This is a genomic window from Kerstersia gyiorum (assembly GCF_048595715.1).
Classification (GTDB): Bacteria; Pseudomonadota; Gammaproteobacteria; order Burkholderiales; family Burkholderiaceae_B; genus Kerstersia; species Kerstersia gyiorum.
Genome location: NZ_CP169556.1, coordinates 3716556 through 3730988, shown reverse-complemented (window position 1 = coordinate 3730988; position 14433 = coordinate 3716556). Strand labels below are relative to the sequence as shown.

The following is a 14433-nucleotide window of genomic DNA, read 5'->3' as shown; positions in this document are numbered from 1 at the left end:
ACAGCAGTTGGTGAACATCAACCGCTAGAGTATAAGCCGCAGCGGCAGGCGCTGCGGCGCTTGGGAGCAAGTTGGGCGTTTATTTTGCGTCAAAGGCAGGTTGTGGCGCGCCCTTGAAGTCCAGCCAGCGTTTGTTGGCGTAGTCGTACAGCTTGCAGTGGCGTGCGCACTTGAAGTACCAGCGCCAGGAGAAGTACTGGATGACAATGCGGCCGGGCAGCATCTCTTCCAGGCGTTTCTGGGCTTCGGGCAGGCGGTACAGCGGGATGCTCATGTCCACGTGGTGCGCGGTATGGACCATGATGTTATGCAGCAGGCGCCGGCCGAAATACTTGAAGGTCAGGTGGACGGTGGTGGAAACGAAGGGCTGCGAGGCGGCCCATTCTTCCTTGTTTTCGTACCACTCGATTTCCGGATGGGTGTGCTGGATGTAAATCACCATGCCGATCATGCCGTTCCAGAAGATGAACGGGACGACAAAGCCGGCGAACAGCGTGAGCCACACGGATTGCTGGGTGGCGATGGCGGCCCAGACCAGCGCGCCGATCCATAGGGCGGCGGCCACGGTGACGAGAATGCCGTCCAGGATGAAGACGCGCCGGCGCGTCGGCATTTCCTTCCTGCTGGGGAAATACATGCGGCGCCACCAGGTTTCCACCAGGTAGTAGAGCCACGGGCACCAGCCGCTGCGGTACAGGCGTTCGAGGATGCGCTGGCCGCGGCTCATGGCCTTGTATTCCTCGACTGTCTTGGGGCACCAGACGAAGTCGAAACCCTTGAGGTTGGAATAGCCGTGGTGCACCACGTTATGGCCGACGTCCCACAGGCTGTAGGGGGTCAGCGACGGCAGGAACAGCAGGCGTCCCAGCCAGCGGTTCAGGCGACGGTGGTCAGTGAAGGATTGGTGGCAGGCGTCGTGTCCCAGGATGAACAGGCGGCCGATGATGAAACCGGTCACCATGCCCATCACGATCTTCATGATGGGGTTTTCGAACCACACCGTGGAGGCGATCGCCAGGCCGTAGATGAGGAATTCGAAAACAGTAAGAAGTAGCGCAAACGCGGTGGAGCGCTTGGCGAAGGGGGTCGTCCAGCTACGGATGATCTTGCGGTGCGGGAGCGGTTCGTCGGGTGCCAGGGGCGTCGTATTTGTTGCGGTCACAGGCTGCTTGCAGAAAAAAAAGAAACAGGCAGAAGACCTGGTATGCGCGATGGCGCCGCGCCGATACTGGGCGCGCCTGTCTCCTGGACGAATGCCGGCCATGTGACAGGAGAAGATAACAGTCGTAAATGACCGTTACATGTCAACCCGAGGCGGCCGGCAACGGGCCCCATTGTACGCTGTACGGTTGTTTCCTGTCGAAAAGCTGAAAGCTGGGATGGTATTCCACGCCTGCTCGTCCCGTTGGACGGGGGCGGTAGGCGTGGATGGGGTTCAGGCCGGCAGGCTGGCGTGCGCGAAGGCATCCAGCAGGGGTTGCAGCCGGGCGCCCCGGGTTTTGAGCGAGGCGCGGTTGACGATCAGGCGCGAGGATATCGGCATGACGTCTTCTACTGCAACCAGGTTGTTGGCACGCAGCGTGCCGCCGGTGGATACCAGGTCGACGATGGCGTCGGCCAGGCCGACCAGCGGCGCGAGTTCCATCGAGCCGTAGAGTTTGATGATGTCCACGTGCATGCCCTTGGCGGCAAAGTGCTCACGGGCGGCCTGGACATACTTGGTGGCCACGCGCAGGCGGGCGCCAGGGTGGATGGCCGCTGCGTAGTCGAAATCCTGGCGGACGGCCACGCAGAGCTTGCAGCGCGCGATGTTCAGGTCGATGGGCTGGTACAGGCCGCCGCCTTCATCATGGGCGCTGTGCTCGTACAGCACGTCCTTGCCGGCGATGCCGAAATCGGCCGCGCCATATTGGACATAGGTCGGGACATCGGACGCACGCACGATCAGCAGCCGCAGGGCGGGATCGCTGGTGGGCAGGATGAGCTTGCGGGATTTTTCGGGGTCTTCCGTGACTTCCACGCCGGCGGCCGCCAGCAGGGGCAGGGTTTCCTCGAAAATGCGTCCTTTGGACAGGGCCAGTGTCAGGGTCTCGGTGGACGGGTTGGCTGCCTGGGTCATGCTGCTTCCTTGCTGCTGAGGCGCTGGATATTGGCGCCCAGCATACTGAGTTTTCTTTCCATTTTCTCGTAGCCGCGATCCAGGTGGTAGATGCGGTCGATGATGGTTTCGCCTTCGGCGGCCAGGCCGGCGATGACCAGTCCGGCCGAGGCGCGCAGGTCGGTGGCCATGACATTGGCGCCTGAGAGGCGTTCGACGCCGTGCACCACGGCGGTATGGCCGTCGATGTCGATGTTGGCGCCCAGGCGGCACAACTCCTGCACGTGCATGTAGCGGTTTTCGAAGATGGTCTCAACGATGACGGCCGTGCCGTTGGCAACCGTATTGAGCGCCATGATCTGCGCCTGCATGTCGGTTGCGAAGCCGGGATATTCCAGGGTGCGCACGCTGACGGCAGTGGGGCGCCGCTCCATGCGGGCACGGATCCAGTCGGTGCCGGTTTCCAGCGCCAGGCCGGCTTCGGTCAGTTTGTCCAGTGTGGCGCCCATGGCGTCGGCGGCCGTGCCGCGCAGCATGACATCGCCACCGGTGGCGGCGACGGCGCACAGGAAGCTGCCGGCCTCGATGCGGTCCGGGGAAATGCTGTGTGTGGCGCCATGCAGTTTTTCCACGCCGTCGATGACGATGCGGTCGGTGCCGTGGCCGCTGATGCGGGCGCCCATTTTGATGAGCAGCTCGGCGAGATCCACGATTTCAGGTTCGCGTGCGGCATTTTCCAGAATGGTGCGGCCTTCGGCCAGCACGGCCGCCATCAGCAGGTTCTCGGTGCCAGTGACCGTCACCATGTCGGTGCGGACCGTAGTGCCCTTCAGGCGCGAGGCGCGGGCGACCACGAAACCTTTTTCGATGCTGATGTCTGCGCCCAGCGCGGCCAGCCCCTTGATGTGCTGGTCCACTGGCCGCTGGCCGATGGCGCAGCCGCCGGGCAGGCTGACACGGGCTTCGCCGAAGCGCGTCAGCAGCGGGCCCAGCACCAGGATGGAGGCGCGCATGGTCTTGACCAGTTCATAGGGCGCTTCCAGGCTGGTGATTTCACCGGCGTTCAGTGTGACGGTACTGGCGGCTGGATCGTGCGTGGTGCGCACGCCCAGGCGGTTGAGCAGCTTCAGCGTGGTGCTGATGTCATTGAGCGCCGGCACATTGTGCAGCGTGAGGGTATCTGCCGTCAGCAGACTGGCGCAGAGAATGGGCAGCGCGGCGTTCTTCGCGCCGGAAATCGTGATTTCGCCTTGCAGCCGGGTACCGCCTGTGATTCGGAGTTTGTCCATGTCAGTTCGCCTGGCGGGATGCGTATTCCTGGGGAGTCAGTGTGCTCATCGACAGTGCGTGGATTTCAGCATGCATGCGCGTGCCCAGCGCCGCGTAGACGAGCTGGTGGCGGGCGATCAGGCGCTTGCCTGCGAAGGCTTCGCTGACGATGACGGCGTCGAAGTGCGAGCCATCGCCGCTGACTTCGATGTGCGTACAGGACAGGCCGTCGGTGATGTATTGCCGGACCTGTTCCGGGGTGGGCAGGGACATATCAAGACCTCAATTTGTAGCCGCGGGCGAGCAGCCACTGCGCATAGAGCGCCAAAACGATGAAAACGCCGCCGACGACGGCCAGGCTGTGCCAGGGCGAGGCATCAGACAGCGAGAAAAAGCCGTAGCGGAAGCCGTCAATCGCATAGAACACCGGGTTCCAGTGCGATACCTGCTGCCAGAACGCCGGCAGGGAGTGTATGGAGTAGAACACGCCGGACAGGAAGGTGGCGGGCAGGATCAGGAAGTTCTGGAAGGCAGCCAGCTGGTCGAATTTCTCTGACCAGAGGCCGGCAATGATGCCCAGCACGCCCATGATGCCGCAGGCCAGGACGGCGAACACCAGCACCCAGAGCGGCTGCTGCACCTGCAGGCCGGCAATGGCTGCAGCGACCAGGCCGACGCACAGGCCCACCAGCAGGCCGCGCGCGATGGCGGCCAGGAGGTAGGCCCAGAAAATTTCCCGGTGCGAAATCGGCGGCAGCAGGATGAACACCAGGTTGCCGGTGATGCGGCTCTGGATCAGCGACGAAGACGGATTGGCGAAGGCATTCTGCAACATGCTCATCATCATCAGCCCCGGTACCAGGAAGGTGATGTAGGGGATTTCGCCGTAGACATGCACGCGGTTCTGCAGGACCTGGGCAAAGACGACCAGATACAGCAGTGCGGTCAGCACTGGTGCGGCGATGGTCTGGAACCCGACCTTGACGAAGCGCATGACTTCCTTGCGCAACAGGGTGGGGAACCCGGAGCCGGCGGGCTGCGGAATAACGGTTTTCGGGGTGGTCATATGGCGATGCGGGGAGCCAGCGGCTCTTCAAGCTGCATGATGCGCATGAAAGCGTCTTCAAGGTCGCCGCCGCCGGCGTTGGCCAGCAGCGCTTCCGTCGTATCCAGGGCCATCAGGCGGCCACGCCGCAGCATGGCGATGCGGCCGCACAGTTCCTGGGCTTCTTCCAGGTAGTGCGTGGTCAGCAGGATGGTATGGCCCTCGCGGTTCAGCCGCGAAATGAATTCCCACAGCGTGCGGCGCAGGTCCACGTCGACGCCGGCGGTGGGTTCATCGAGGATGATGACCGGCGGCCGGTGCACCAGTGCCTGGGCCACCAGCACGCGGCGTTTCATGCCGCCGGACAGCGCCCGCATGTTGCTGTCGGCCTTATCGGACAGGCCCAGGTTGAACAGGATCTCGTCGATCCAGTCGTCATTGTTGCGCAGGCCGAAATAGCCCGACTGGATGCGCAGGGTTTCACGCACCGTGAAAAAAGGGTCATAGACCAGTTCCTGCGGCACGACGCCCAGGGCGCGGCGTGCGTCCTGGTACTGGGTGCGCACGTCATAGCCGCAGATCGAGGCTTTGCCGCTGGTGGCGTAGCTCAAGCCGGCCAGAATGGAAATCAGTGTGGTCTTGCCTGCGCCGTTCGGTCCCAGCAGGCCGAAAAATTCCCCGGGTTCGATGCTCAGGCTGACATCGTTCAGCGCGGGGAAGCCCGGTCGGGCTTCGCGCTTGCTGAACCAATCGCGCCAGGAGGTTTCGCGCGGCGGGTAGATCTTTGAAACGTGGTCGATAAGAACGGCAGACATGGAAAGGATCAGGACTCCGATGAGGTATTGCGCTGCTGCAGGGCCTGGATCAGGCCGTCCATGCCGCTCTTGGCGATTTCCTGGGCGAACTGGTTGCGGTAGTTCTCGATCAGCCAGATGCCTTCGACGTTGAGGTCGTAGATGATCCAGCCGTCTGCGGCGCGATTCAGGCGGTAATCCACCTGCACTGGCTCGGCGCCGCGATGCGGGGTGATGCGCGAACGGACAACGACATCATTCTTGGTGGCGTCGCCGCGGAAGGGCATCATGGCAACCTTGGTGGTGTTGTCCACCTGGCTGAGCGCGCCGCTGTAGGTACGAATGAGCGTGCCGCGGAATGCGTCGGCCAGCGCTTCACGTTGCTGCGGCGTGGCTTCGCGCCAGTATTTGCCGGCGGCCAGGCGCGTGGTGCGCTGGAAGTCCACGTAGGGCAGTACGTACTGGTCGACGATGCGGTTCACGGCAGAGATATCGCCGCGCAGGGCGCCTTCGTCCTGCTTGAGGACGTCCAGCGCCTGCAGGGCGACTTGCTCGACGAACTCATTGGGTTCGGCCTGGCGGTTGATATCGGCCGCCGACGCGGTGGCGGCGGCGCCCAGCAGCAGCGCGCACGAGAGTGCGAAGCGCTGGATCAGGGCCGCCGCGCGGTGGCCCAGCGTAGCGGCGTGTTCCGTATGGCAGGTGGCGGTCATGGTCATGGCGGTTACCTATTGCAGCGGGTTCAAGGGGTGGTATCGACCAGGGCTTCTTCGCCCGGGTCGTCATAATCCGGCAGATCGTCTTCGTAGTCTGGCAGGTCTTCGTCATCGTCGGCGCCGAACGGGCGTTGCTTCTGCCGCAGCAGTGCATTGCGGTTCTGGAAGTAGGCGTCGCGGACGAAAGAGTACTGGTCGAGCGCGGTTGCCTGTACGGTGCGCGTGGCATCCAGCAGTGAAGCGCGGGTATCCAGGCCTTCCAGGCCCCAGGCGATGTTGCGCAGGCGGACGTTATCAACCGCCGTGGCGATGTCCAGCTTGGCCACGCCGCGCACAGCCATGCCGGTGCCGTCGCGCAGCGAGCTCGGGCCGAAGATGGGCAGCACGATGTACGGGCCATGGCCCAGGCCCCAGACACCCAGGGTGGTGCCGAAGTCATTGCGGATGCGGTATGCACCGTTGGCGGTGGCGACGTCGAAACAGCCGCCCACGCCCACGGTGGTGTTGAACATTACGCGGCCCAGCGTGTTGATGAAATCGTGGCCACGGCCTTGGGCCAGGCTGTTGATCGCAGACCAGACATCGCTGATGTTGTTGAAGATATTGCCGATGCAGCTGCGTACCGGACGCGGCGTGATCGTGGTGTACAGCGTCGCCAGCGGTTCCAGGACCACAGTGTCGACGGCGTCATTGAACTGGTAGACGCCGCGGTTGAAGCTTTCGAAGGGGTCGCGCGGATCGGGGTTGGTGACAGTGGCACAGCCGGTCAGCACCAGGCTGGAGGCAAGCAAGGTCGGGCGCAGCCATTGACGGCCAGGGCGTTGTTGCGTATTCATTTTTCGCTGCCTTGCTTGTCGGCGGTGTTGTACAGGAATTTGCTGATCAGGGTTTCCAGGACGACGGCGCTCTGGGTGAACATGATTTCACCGCCGTTGGGGATTTCTTCGGTGTCGCCACCGGCTTCCAGGCCGATGTACTGCTCGCCCAGCAGCCCGGACGTCAGGATCTTGGCGGAGGAATCCAGCGGGAAGCGGAATCCCTCCTGCATATCCATGGAAACGATGGCTTCGTAGGTCTTGGGATTCAGGTGGATGCTGTTCACCCGGCCCACCACCACGCCCGCGCTTTTGACGGGCGCACGGGGTTTGAGGCCGCCGATGTTGTCGAAATTGGCCGTGATTTCGTAGGTGGGCTTGAACGAGAACGTGCTCAGGTTGCCGGCACGCAGGGCGAGGAAGGCCAGCGCCAGGATGCCCAGCAGCACAAACAGGCCGACCCAGAAATCATTTTTTTCTTGCGACATGAGGGAATCCGTATCGTATCAATTGCCAAACATGAGTGCGGTCAGCAGGAAATCCAGGCCCAGCACGACCAGGGAGCTGACTACAACGGTGCGCGTGGTGGCCTGGGCCACGCCTTCGGGGGTGGCTTTTGCCTGCCAGCCCTGGTACAGCGCGATCAGTGTGGTGGCGATGCCGAACACCACGCTTTTGACGAAACCGTTGCCGATATCCTGCCAGATATCGACCCCGTTTTGCATCTGTGACCAATAGGTGCCGTTGTCCACACCTATCATGGGGACACCAACCAGCCAGCCGCCGAGGATGCCGACCGCCGAGAAAATCGTCGCCAGTACCGGCATGGAAATGAAGCCGCCCCAGAAACGCGGCACCAATACCCGGCGGATCGGGTTGACAGCCATGACTTCCATGGCGGCGAGCTGTTCGCCAGCCTTCATCAGGCCGATTTCCGCCGTCAGCGCCGTACCGGCGCGGCCAGCATAGAGCAGCGCGGTGACAACCGGGCCGAGTTCGCGCGTCAGGGACAGGGCAACCAGCAGGCCCAGCGCATCTTCCGCGCCATAGATACTCAGGGTGTAGAAACCCTGCAGGCCCAGTACGAAGCCGACAAACAGGCCGGAGACGGCGATGATCAGCAGGGAGTGGTTGCCGATGAAATGGACTTGCTGGCCAACCAGGCGCGGGCGCTGCACGGCAATGCCGCTTTGGCCCAGCACCTGGCCGAAAAAGCGGGTGAACAGGCCCAGACCGGTAATTTTCGCGCGTATCCAGGCGCCCAGGCCGGCGATGGTGTGATAGGGATTCATGCGCGTTTTCCTTGCTGCGCCAGCCAGGCCTCGAAAGCGGGCGTGCTGGGGTACTGGAAGGCCACCGGGCCATCCGGCGCGCCGGTCAGGAACTGGCACACATAGGGGTCGTCCGAGGCTGCCAGGGTTTCCGGCGTACCGGAAGCCTTGAGTTCGCCCTGGCCGACGAGGTAAACCTGGTCGGCAATGGCGAAGGACTCTTGCACATCGTGGGTGATCAGCACGGACGCGCAACGCAGCCGGTCGGCCAGGTCGCGGATCAGGCGTGCGGTGACGCCCAGGGAAATAGGGTCCAGCCCGGCGAAAGGTTCGTCGTAGAGAATCAGTTCAGGCTCGAGGACGATGGCCCGGGCCAGCGCCACCCGCCTGGCCATGCCGCCGGAAATGGCGTTGACCCGCAGATGGGCGGCGGTACGCAGGCCGACGGCGTCGAGCTTGTCGAGGACTTTCTCGGTGATCTCGGATTCCTTCAGGCTGGTGTGTTCGCGCAGCGGGAAGGCGACGTTTTCGAAGACGTTCAGGTCCGTGAACAGCGCGCCCTGCTGGAACAGCACGCCCATGCGCTTGCGCAGGGTTTCGCGTTCGCGGTCGCTGACTGCGCCCATGTCGCGGCCGAAGACCGTGACGGTGCCGCGCTGGGCCAGCAGCTGTCCGGTAGCGGCGCGTAGCAGGGTGGTTTTTCCCGAGCCCGAGCCGCCCATGATGGCGACGACTTGACCGGGCATCACCTGCATGGAAATACCGCGCAACACGGTGAAGTCGCCGTAGCCCAGCGCTGCATCATCGAAATGCAGGACAGGCGCGGCAGTCTTGGGCAAGGTGTCGGCGTGCGGCATGGGGGAAAGGGAAGAAGGGCAAAAGTCGCATTGTATCCCGGCTGTTGCCCGCGCGGCGGGCGCGGGGCGGGAAGGAATTGCAGGCTTGTTGCATTTGCCGCAAGCCCCGGCAGCCCAGGCATGGCGCTGCTTCTGCGGCGGCCTGCCACGTCAGGCGCAATGCTTGTGACGGCTTGAAACAAATGCCGTCCGCCCGGCGCGGACCGCCTGGCAACCCAGCAACTGTACTGCCGAGGATGGAAATGGCGCCGCCGGCGCGGTGGCTCCGGGCCGGCGGCGGGAAGGGGCCAGAAGGGCGTGACAGGGCCCCAGATAGGGGCGGTCGCCGCCGAATCAGGCCTCGCTGCGCGGGTCGAAAGCCAGCTCCTTGGCCATCTGTTCGTACAGGGCCTTGGCCGTGGGCGTATCCGCGGGCGGCAGCACGACCTGGATGTCCAGGGTCAGGTCGCCGGGAGGCTTGCCCGGAATGCCATGCGCCTTGACCGACAGCTGGCGGCCGTTCTGGGCGCCGGCAGGAATCCGTACCTTGATGGTGCGGTCGGGCAGGCGCACGGGCACGACGGCGCCCAGGGCTGCTTCCCAGGGGGTAACGGGCAGCGTCATGGTGATGTCCTTGCCTTCCACGCGATAGCGCGGATGGGGCTGGAACGATACTTCCAGCAGCAAGTCTCCCGGACCGGCAGGCCCGGGTTCACCTTGCCCGGCCAGGCGGATCACCTGGCCGGCCTGAACGCCTTTCGGAATCTTGACCTCGAAGGTGCGTTCGCCTTGACTGGAACGCAGCGACAACTGGCGGGTGGCGCCGGTGAAGGTGTCTTCTATGCCCAGCACGACGCGGGCACGCATGTCTTCGCCACGCCCGGAACGACGGGTTTGGCGAAAGCCCGACGCGCCCGCGCCGCCGCCCATGCGCCCGAACAGTTCCGAAAAGAAATCGGAAAAGCCGGAGGCATCGAAATCGCCCTGCTGGTTGAAATTGAAATGGCTGCCCTGGCCCCAGCCTGGCGGAGGACGGAACGAGCCGTCGGCCTGGCTGCGGCCAAGCTGGTCGTAAGCACTGCGTTTCTCGGGATCGGAGAGCACCGTATAGGCTTCATTGACCTCGCTCATGCGCTGCGCTGCGTCCGCTTCCTTGGAAACGTCCGGATGGTATTTGCGCGCCAGTTTGCGAAAGGCTTTCTTGATGTCTTCTGCGCTTGCGTCCCGGGATACGCCAAGGGTGGCGTAGTAGTCCCTGTATTCCATATTTCTTCCTCATGGAAAGGATGCATGATGTTATCCCTCTTATGGGGGCAAAGTCTTTGATATCAAGCCCTTGAAACTAAGAAAAGGCCACCCTATATAACGGTCATGAGGCACTGTGGTGCGGCTTGGGCGGCACCGCTGCTTGCTAATCGGTACCGTGCCGGCCAGCCTCGCCGCGCGGTGTGAATGCAGTCTGCCAGACGGCCCGCCGGTCGCTGGCAAGCGGCGCCATCCAGGCCGGCCAGGCCATGGCCCGCAGACCTGACAGGAGAATGACCATGTCTTACCGTTCGCTGTTTCCCCGCGATGTTTTCGCGGAACTGGATCGCCTGCAGCGCGCCATGCAGCAGGCCTTCGATGGTTCGCACAGTATCCGTGGCGGGGCCAAAGGTTATCCGGGCTTGAATATCGCCACCAGTCCGAAGGCCGTTGACATTCATGTGTTCGTCCCCGGCGTCGAGGCCAAGGACCTGGACGTGCAAATTGAAAAAGGGGTGCTGACGATCTCCGGTGAGCGCGCACCGCGCGAGGTGCCGGAACAGGCCACATTGCATGTGGATGAGCGTTTTGCCGGACGTTTCCGTCGTGTCGTCAGCCTGCCTGACGATGTCGAGGCGCAAGGCGTGCAGGCCAGCTATCGCGATGGCGTGCTGAGCTTGCATATCCCGCGCAAGGAAGCTGCGCAGCCGCGTCGTATCGCCATCCAGTGAGCCGGACAGAAAAAAGGAGAATGCCATGAGTGAAGCCAATGTGACCAAACCCGCTGCTGCCGAGCCGGTTGCCCGCAATGACAAGCACTATCTGGTGCCTGCCGTGGACGTAGTGGAGGATGCCGGTGGCATCACCCTGTACGCAGACCTGCCGGGCGTGACCAAGGAAGGCCTGAACCTGCATGTGGATGGCGATACGCTGACGATAGAGGGCAACATTGCGCTGGCGCTGGCCGAAGGGGCGGTGGCCACGCACGTGGAAGTGAACGCGCAGAACTACCGCCGCGCCTTTACCTTGTCGCGCGAGCTCGATGCCGACAAGGTGCAGGCCTCGTTCGAGGCCGGCGTGCTGCAGCTGCGCATCCCGAAGGCGGAGCATGCCCAGCCGCGCAAGGTGGAGATCCAGGTCGGCTGATCCGGGCCTGCCCACGTGAAAAGAGCCAGGGTGCGCCCTGGCTCTTTTTTTGCGTGGCGCCCAGGCCGGGGCCTGGTTGCGGGGCTTAGTGCGTGGCGGGAATGCCCAGGAAATGGAAGGGCGGCGCCGCCACGAAGTTTTCATTGACCTCGCCATGGAAAATATTGCGCTGGTTCAGGCCCAGTTCCAGCTTGCGCACGCCTGCGCCAGTGGGCGAGAAGTCCAGTTTGCTGACGTCCACCCAGAAGACGTTCGGCGTGGTGGCGGATTCGAAGTAATAGCGCAGCCGCTTGTGGTCGACCACAGTACGCCAGCGTGTCGAGGAAATATTGGGCTGGTCGGGCGTGCTCAGGCCGAAGGGCACGGACGCGTTGCGGATCACGCTCAGCACGCTGGCCAGCGCCATGTCCGGGTCGTCCTGTTTTTCTACTGCATTGATATAGAACTGCGCGCGGGCGAAGCGGTCTGCCGCACGGTTGGTGCCCGGCAACATGATGGTGCCGCCGATGGATTCCCAGTATTTGTTCAGCGCCAGTTGTTCGTCGTAGGTCGGCGAGTTGGTCATGACCTGGTAGTCGCGGTTGTGATGGATGACCTGCTTGCCGTCGATGTATTCGACGATGGCGCTGTCGCCGCTGCTGTCCGACAAGGACATGTGCAGGGTCGTGAGGCGTGCCTCGCCAGGGATATTGGAAGTTACCAGCGAGAATGGCTGCCGCGCCAGGGCGTCGATGGCTTCGGCCACGTTGCCGAACAGGTCCAGCACGTATTGCGCCCAGGCGGCGATCGTCAGCAGCGGGTGCGTGGGGTCGGGGCTGGGATACTGGGATTCAGCCAGCCACAGCAGGTTCACCGACAGGCCGGCCTCGTTCACGCCATCCGTCGTGGAAATGTCATAGCCGGTGGCGACGACACTGCCGTACTTTGCGGTCCAGCTCAGGCTGTCGGGGCCGCAATTGCCGCTGCGCTCGATGCCACGCGGCAGTACCCACAGGTTGGTATGCATGTCGGACTTCCAGTCCATGGAGCGGGCGGTGAAAACCTGGCCTTGATTACCGTGATAGACGATTCGTGTGCACATGGATGGAGTGGCTCGCAGGAGAGGAACACGCGGGTTCGGGTTGACAGTGCAAGCGCCGGAATGACGCCTGGGTATGCTGCTGTGTTTTACCAGAAATAGGTGGCAACGTGACGGTGCCGTGATTGTTCCCTGCTGGCGCGGCAGCGGCTGCTGGCGCCAGTGTAGCGGCCTGGCAGCGCGGCCGGCCGGCGGTGAGCGTGAAGGAATGACAAAGGTGCAATGACGAAGGCGCCGGACGTCCTGGCGGACGCCGGCGCCTGCTGGCTGGTGGAGCGGCCGCCAGGGGTTTGGCGGCAGCGGGCCGGAACTGCCTTAGAAGCGGTAGCCGACAGCGATGGTGCCGACCCACGGGTCGATCTTGGCCTTGCCGATCTTCTCGCCGTTGAGCTTCACATTCGAGCTGATGTCGATGTAGCGCACGTCGGCGTTGATGAACCAGTTCTTGTCGAGCGCCACGTCCACGCCGACCTGGGCTGCGACACCCCAGGAATCGCTCAGGCGCAGCTTGTTGCCGGCGATATCGCCGCGCGCCTTGGTGTCGAAGAAGGTGGTGTAGTTCAGGCCGACGCCGACATACGGCTGCACGGTGGAATCCGGCAGGAAGTGCCATTGCAGGCTCAGCGTGGGCGGCAGGTGCTTGGTCTTGCCGATGTAGCCGTTGACGGCGCCGTCAGCATTGATGTCGTGGCTGAAAGGGATGGCGCCCAGCAGTTCGACACCGATATTGCGGGTGGCCATGTAGGTGACGCTGAAGCTGGGGCGGGTGCTGTTGCCGACGTTCAGTTTGGCAGCGCCATCCAGAATGTCGCCGTTATTCGATTTGGGGTGCACATGGCTGACGCCGACTTTCAACAGCCAATCGCCTTCTTCGTAGGCGTGGGCCAGGGGCGATGCCAGCAGGCCGGCGCCCAGCAACAGGGCGGCCATAGGCTTGAGGGTGCGGATGCTCATCTGACTTCTCCAGAATTTGATCATTGCGATGTAAAAACCACACTCCCAGCATGCCTTTTTCCCGCAGCGCGGGATTTGATGTTTCGCAAGGAATCGGGGTTTTTCCGGAGAGGGGACGTTTTCCTGTGTGAATGTGTCCTCAGGTGTTGCTTCCGTACCTCATCGCCAGTGCGGTCGTGGGCGGCGGCACTGGCGTGCACGCGGTTATTGGCCGGCGCAGGCCGAGTCTGCGGCGGGCAGGCCGTTCTGGTAGCACTGCCGCAGCGGGCGTGAGGCAAGGCTGCCGGTGTCGCCGAACATCTCGTACCAGCCATGGACCTGCTGTTGCTTGTTCATGGGCGAACGCATGTGCAAGCGGTTGTTCATGTACAGCTCCAGCACTTCACCCTCCTGGGTGTAGCGGGTGATCGCAACACTGCTGCGCAACGGCGGCATCGCAGGTGTCAGCGACGGCGCGGTGTCGATCAGCGTAAAGGTGACCTGCACGTCGTCGGATTGCCCCATGGCGCCCCGGCCGTAAGTGATGCTGAAGGCGCCCTGGCCTTGCGGCCGGCCGGGCAGCGCCGTGGAAACCAGCTCGCCGGAGGGCTGACGTTCGAACAGTTGGGAGTAAGAGGCCTCGATGATGTTCAGGATGCGGCTGGGATTGCCCTGGGCGTCATAGCGGGCCGTGCCGCGCTGTTGCGTGTGCAGCAGGGTGACCAGGTTGCCCATGGTCAGGCGGCTTTCATCGGTCCAGATGTACTCGGTCAGGCCGGTCAGCAACGCCTGCTTGGGGCAGGGGCTGCCTACCAGGATCAGCTGGCCTGCCAGGGTTTCGGTCTCGGTACCGTGGTTACGCGTTTCTTCTTCCAGCGCGGCCACGGTTTGCGGGCCCAGCACCGCGCGCCTGGCGGCCTCGGGTTCGAACGCGCAGCCTGTTGCGTCCTTGGCCTTGAAAATGCTGTCAGGCCGCGAAAGCAGGATGGAAAGAATTTCGATGGCCAGGGGCAGGTTTGCCATGGCATCACTGGCCGGCATGCCCTGGAACGCTTCGGCAGGCGGGCTGAATTCGGCGTGCGCTGGCATAGGGATCATCCCCAGGGGCAGCAGCAGACCGGCGATCAGGCGAGCATAGGGTAAGAAGACAGTCGTGGAGAGCACAGAGTGACAGGCAGTCATGGCAG

At 63.3% G+C, this 14433-nt stretch carries 17 protein-coding genes; 2 read left to right on the top strand and 15 right to left on the bottom strand.

Annotated elements, in window-relative coordinates; genetic code table 11:
• Positions 1–79 precede the first annotated feature (79 nt).
• From ACEW7X_RS16385 to ACEW7X_RS16330, 12 genes are all read right to left on the bottom strand, one after another.
• Positions 80–1162 (bottom strand): fatty acid desaturase, encoded by a 1083-nt coding sequence (locus tag ACEW7X_RS16385; protein WP_238591414.1) that lies wholly within the window; start codon positions 1160–1162, stop codon positions 80–82.
• A 273-nt stretch (positions 1163–1435) separates the two neighbouring features.
• Complete coding sequence (hisG, locus tag ACEW7X_RS16380) at positions 1436–2119, bottom strand: ATP phosphoribosyltransferase (RefSeq protein WP_068373159.1); 684 nt, start codon at positions 2117–2119, stop codon at positions 1436–1438.
• Positions 2116–3387 (bottom strand): UDP-N-acetylglucosamine 1-carboxyvinyltransferase, encoded by a 1272-nt coding sequence (murA, locus tag ACEW7X_RS16375; RefSeq protein ID WP_068373156.1) that lies wholly within the window; start codon positions 3385–3387, stop codon positions 2116–2118. The genes hisG and murA overlap by 4 nt, the downstream gene beginning before the upstream one ends.
• 1 nt (position 3388) lies before the next feature.
• Positions 3389–3640, bottom strand: coding sequence for a BolA family protein (locus ACEW7X_RS16370; protein ID WP_068373153.1), 252 nt, complete (start codon positions 3638–3640; stop codon positions 3389–3391).
• Position 3641: 1 nt separating this feature from the next.
• On the bottom strand, positions 3642–4433 hold the full coding sequence (locus tag ACEW7X_RS16365) for an ABC transporter permease (RefSeq protein WP_068373150.1): 792 nt from the start codon (positions 4431–4433) through the stop codon (positions 3642–3644).
• Positions 4430–5227, bottom strand: coding sequence for an ABC transporter ATP-binding protein (locus ACEW7X_RS16360; protein ID WP_068373147.1), 798 nt, complete (start codon positions 5225–5227; stop codon positions 4430–4432). Before ACEW7X_RS16360 ends, ACEW7X_RS16365 begins: the two co-directional genes overlap by 4 nt.
• An 8-nt stretch (positions 5228–5235) precedes the next feature.
• Positions 5236–5919, bottom strand: a complete 684-nt coding sequence (locus ACEW7X_RS16355) for an MlaC/ttg2D family ABC transporter substrate-binding protein (RefSeq protein WP_127775714.1) — start codon at positions 5917–5919, stop codon at positions 5236–5238.
• Between the two features lie 29 nt (positions 5920–5948).
• A complete protein-coding gene (locus ACEW7X_RS16350; RefSeq protein ID WP_068373144.1) occupies positions 5949–6758 on the bottom strand; it encodes an MlaA family lipoprotein in 810 nt (269 codons plus the stop codon).
• Positions 6755–7225 (bottom strand): outer membrane lipid asymmetry maintenance protein MlaD, encoded by a 471-nt coding sequence (gene mlaD / locus ACEW7X_RS16345; protein WP_068373141.1) that lies wholly within the window; start codon positions 7223–7225, stop codon positions 6755–6757. The genes ACEW7X_RS16350 and mlaD overlap by 4 nt, the downstream gene beginning before the upstream one ends.
• Positions 7226–7243: 18 nt before the next feature.
• Positions 7244–8029 carry a lipid asymmetry maintenance ABC transporter permease subunit MlaE gene (gene mlaE / locus ACEW7X_RS16340; RefSeq protein WP_068373138.1) on the bottom strand — a complete coding sequence of 262 codons (786 nt, stop codon included), beginning with the start codon at positions 8027–8029 and terminating at the stop codon, positions 7244–7246.
• Positions 8026–8865 carry an ABC transporter ATP-binding protein gene (locus ACEW7X_RS16335; protein WP_068373135.1) on the bottom strand — a complete coding sequence of 280 codons (840 nt, stop codon included), beginning with the start codon at positions 8863–8865 and terminating at the stop codon, positions 8026–8028. The genes mlaE and ACEW7X_RS16335 overlap by 4 nt, the downstream gene beginning before the upstream one ends.
• 333 nt (positions 8866–9198) lie before the next feature.
• Entirely contained in the window at positions 9199–10110 is a 912-nt protein-coding gene (locus ACEW7X_RS16330) for a DnaJ C-terminal domain-containing protein (protein WP_068373132.1), read from the bottom strand.
• A gap of 278 nt (positions 10111–10388) precedes the next feature.
• On the opposite strand from ACEW7X_RS16330, the gene ACEW7X_RS16325 reads away from it, so the two are divergent.
• On the top strand, positions 10389–10820 hold the full coding sequence (locus tag ACEW7X_RS16325; RefSeq protein ID WP_068373129.1) for an Hsp20/alpha crystallin family protein: 432 nt from the start codon (positions 10389–10391) through the stop codon (positions 10818–10820).
• A gap of 25 nt (positions 10821–10845) precedes the next feature.
• Positions 10846–11235: an Hsp20/alpha crystallin family protein gene (locus ACEW7X_RS16320; RefSeq protein WP_420177440.1), complete on the top strand. Its 390-nt coding sequence runs from the start codon at positions 10846–10848 to the stop codon at positions 11233–11235.
• 85 nt (positions 11236–11320) lie between these two features.
• Here the strand turns inward: ACEW7X_RS16320 and ACEW7X_RS16315 are convergent, their stop codons facing one another.
• From ACEW7X_RS16315 to ACEW7X_RS16305, 3 genes are all read right to left on the bottom strand, one after another.
• Complete coding sequence (locus ACEW7X_RS16315) at positions 11321–12316, bottom strand: linear amide C-N hydrolase (RefSeq protein ID WP_420177439.1); 996 nt, start codon at positions 12314–12316, stop codon at positions 11321–11323.
• 312 nt (positions 12317–12628) lie between these two features.
• Positions 12629–13267 (bottom strand): OmpW/AlkL family protein, encoded by a 639-nt coding sequence (locus ACEW7X_RS16310; RefSeq protein WP_068373122.1) that lies wholly within the window; start codon positions 13265–13267, stop codon positions 12629–12631.
• 204 nt (positions 13268–13471) lie between these two features.
• Entirely contained in the window at positions 13472–14428 is a 957-nt protein-coding gene (locus tag ACEW7X_RS16305; protein WP_420177438.1) for a hypothetical protein, read from the bottom strand.
• Between the last annotated feature and the right edge of the window lie 5 nt (positions 14429–14433).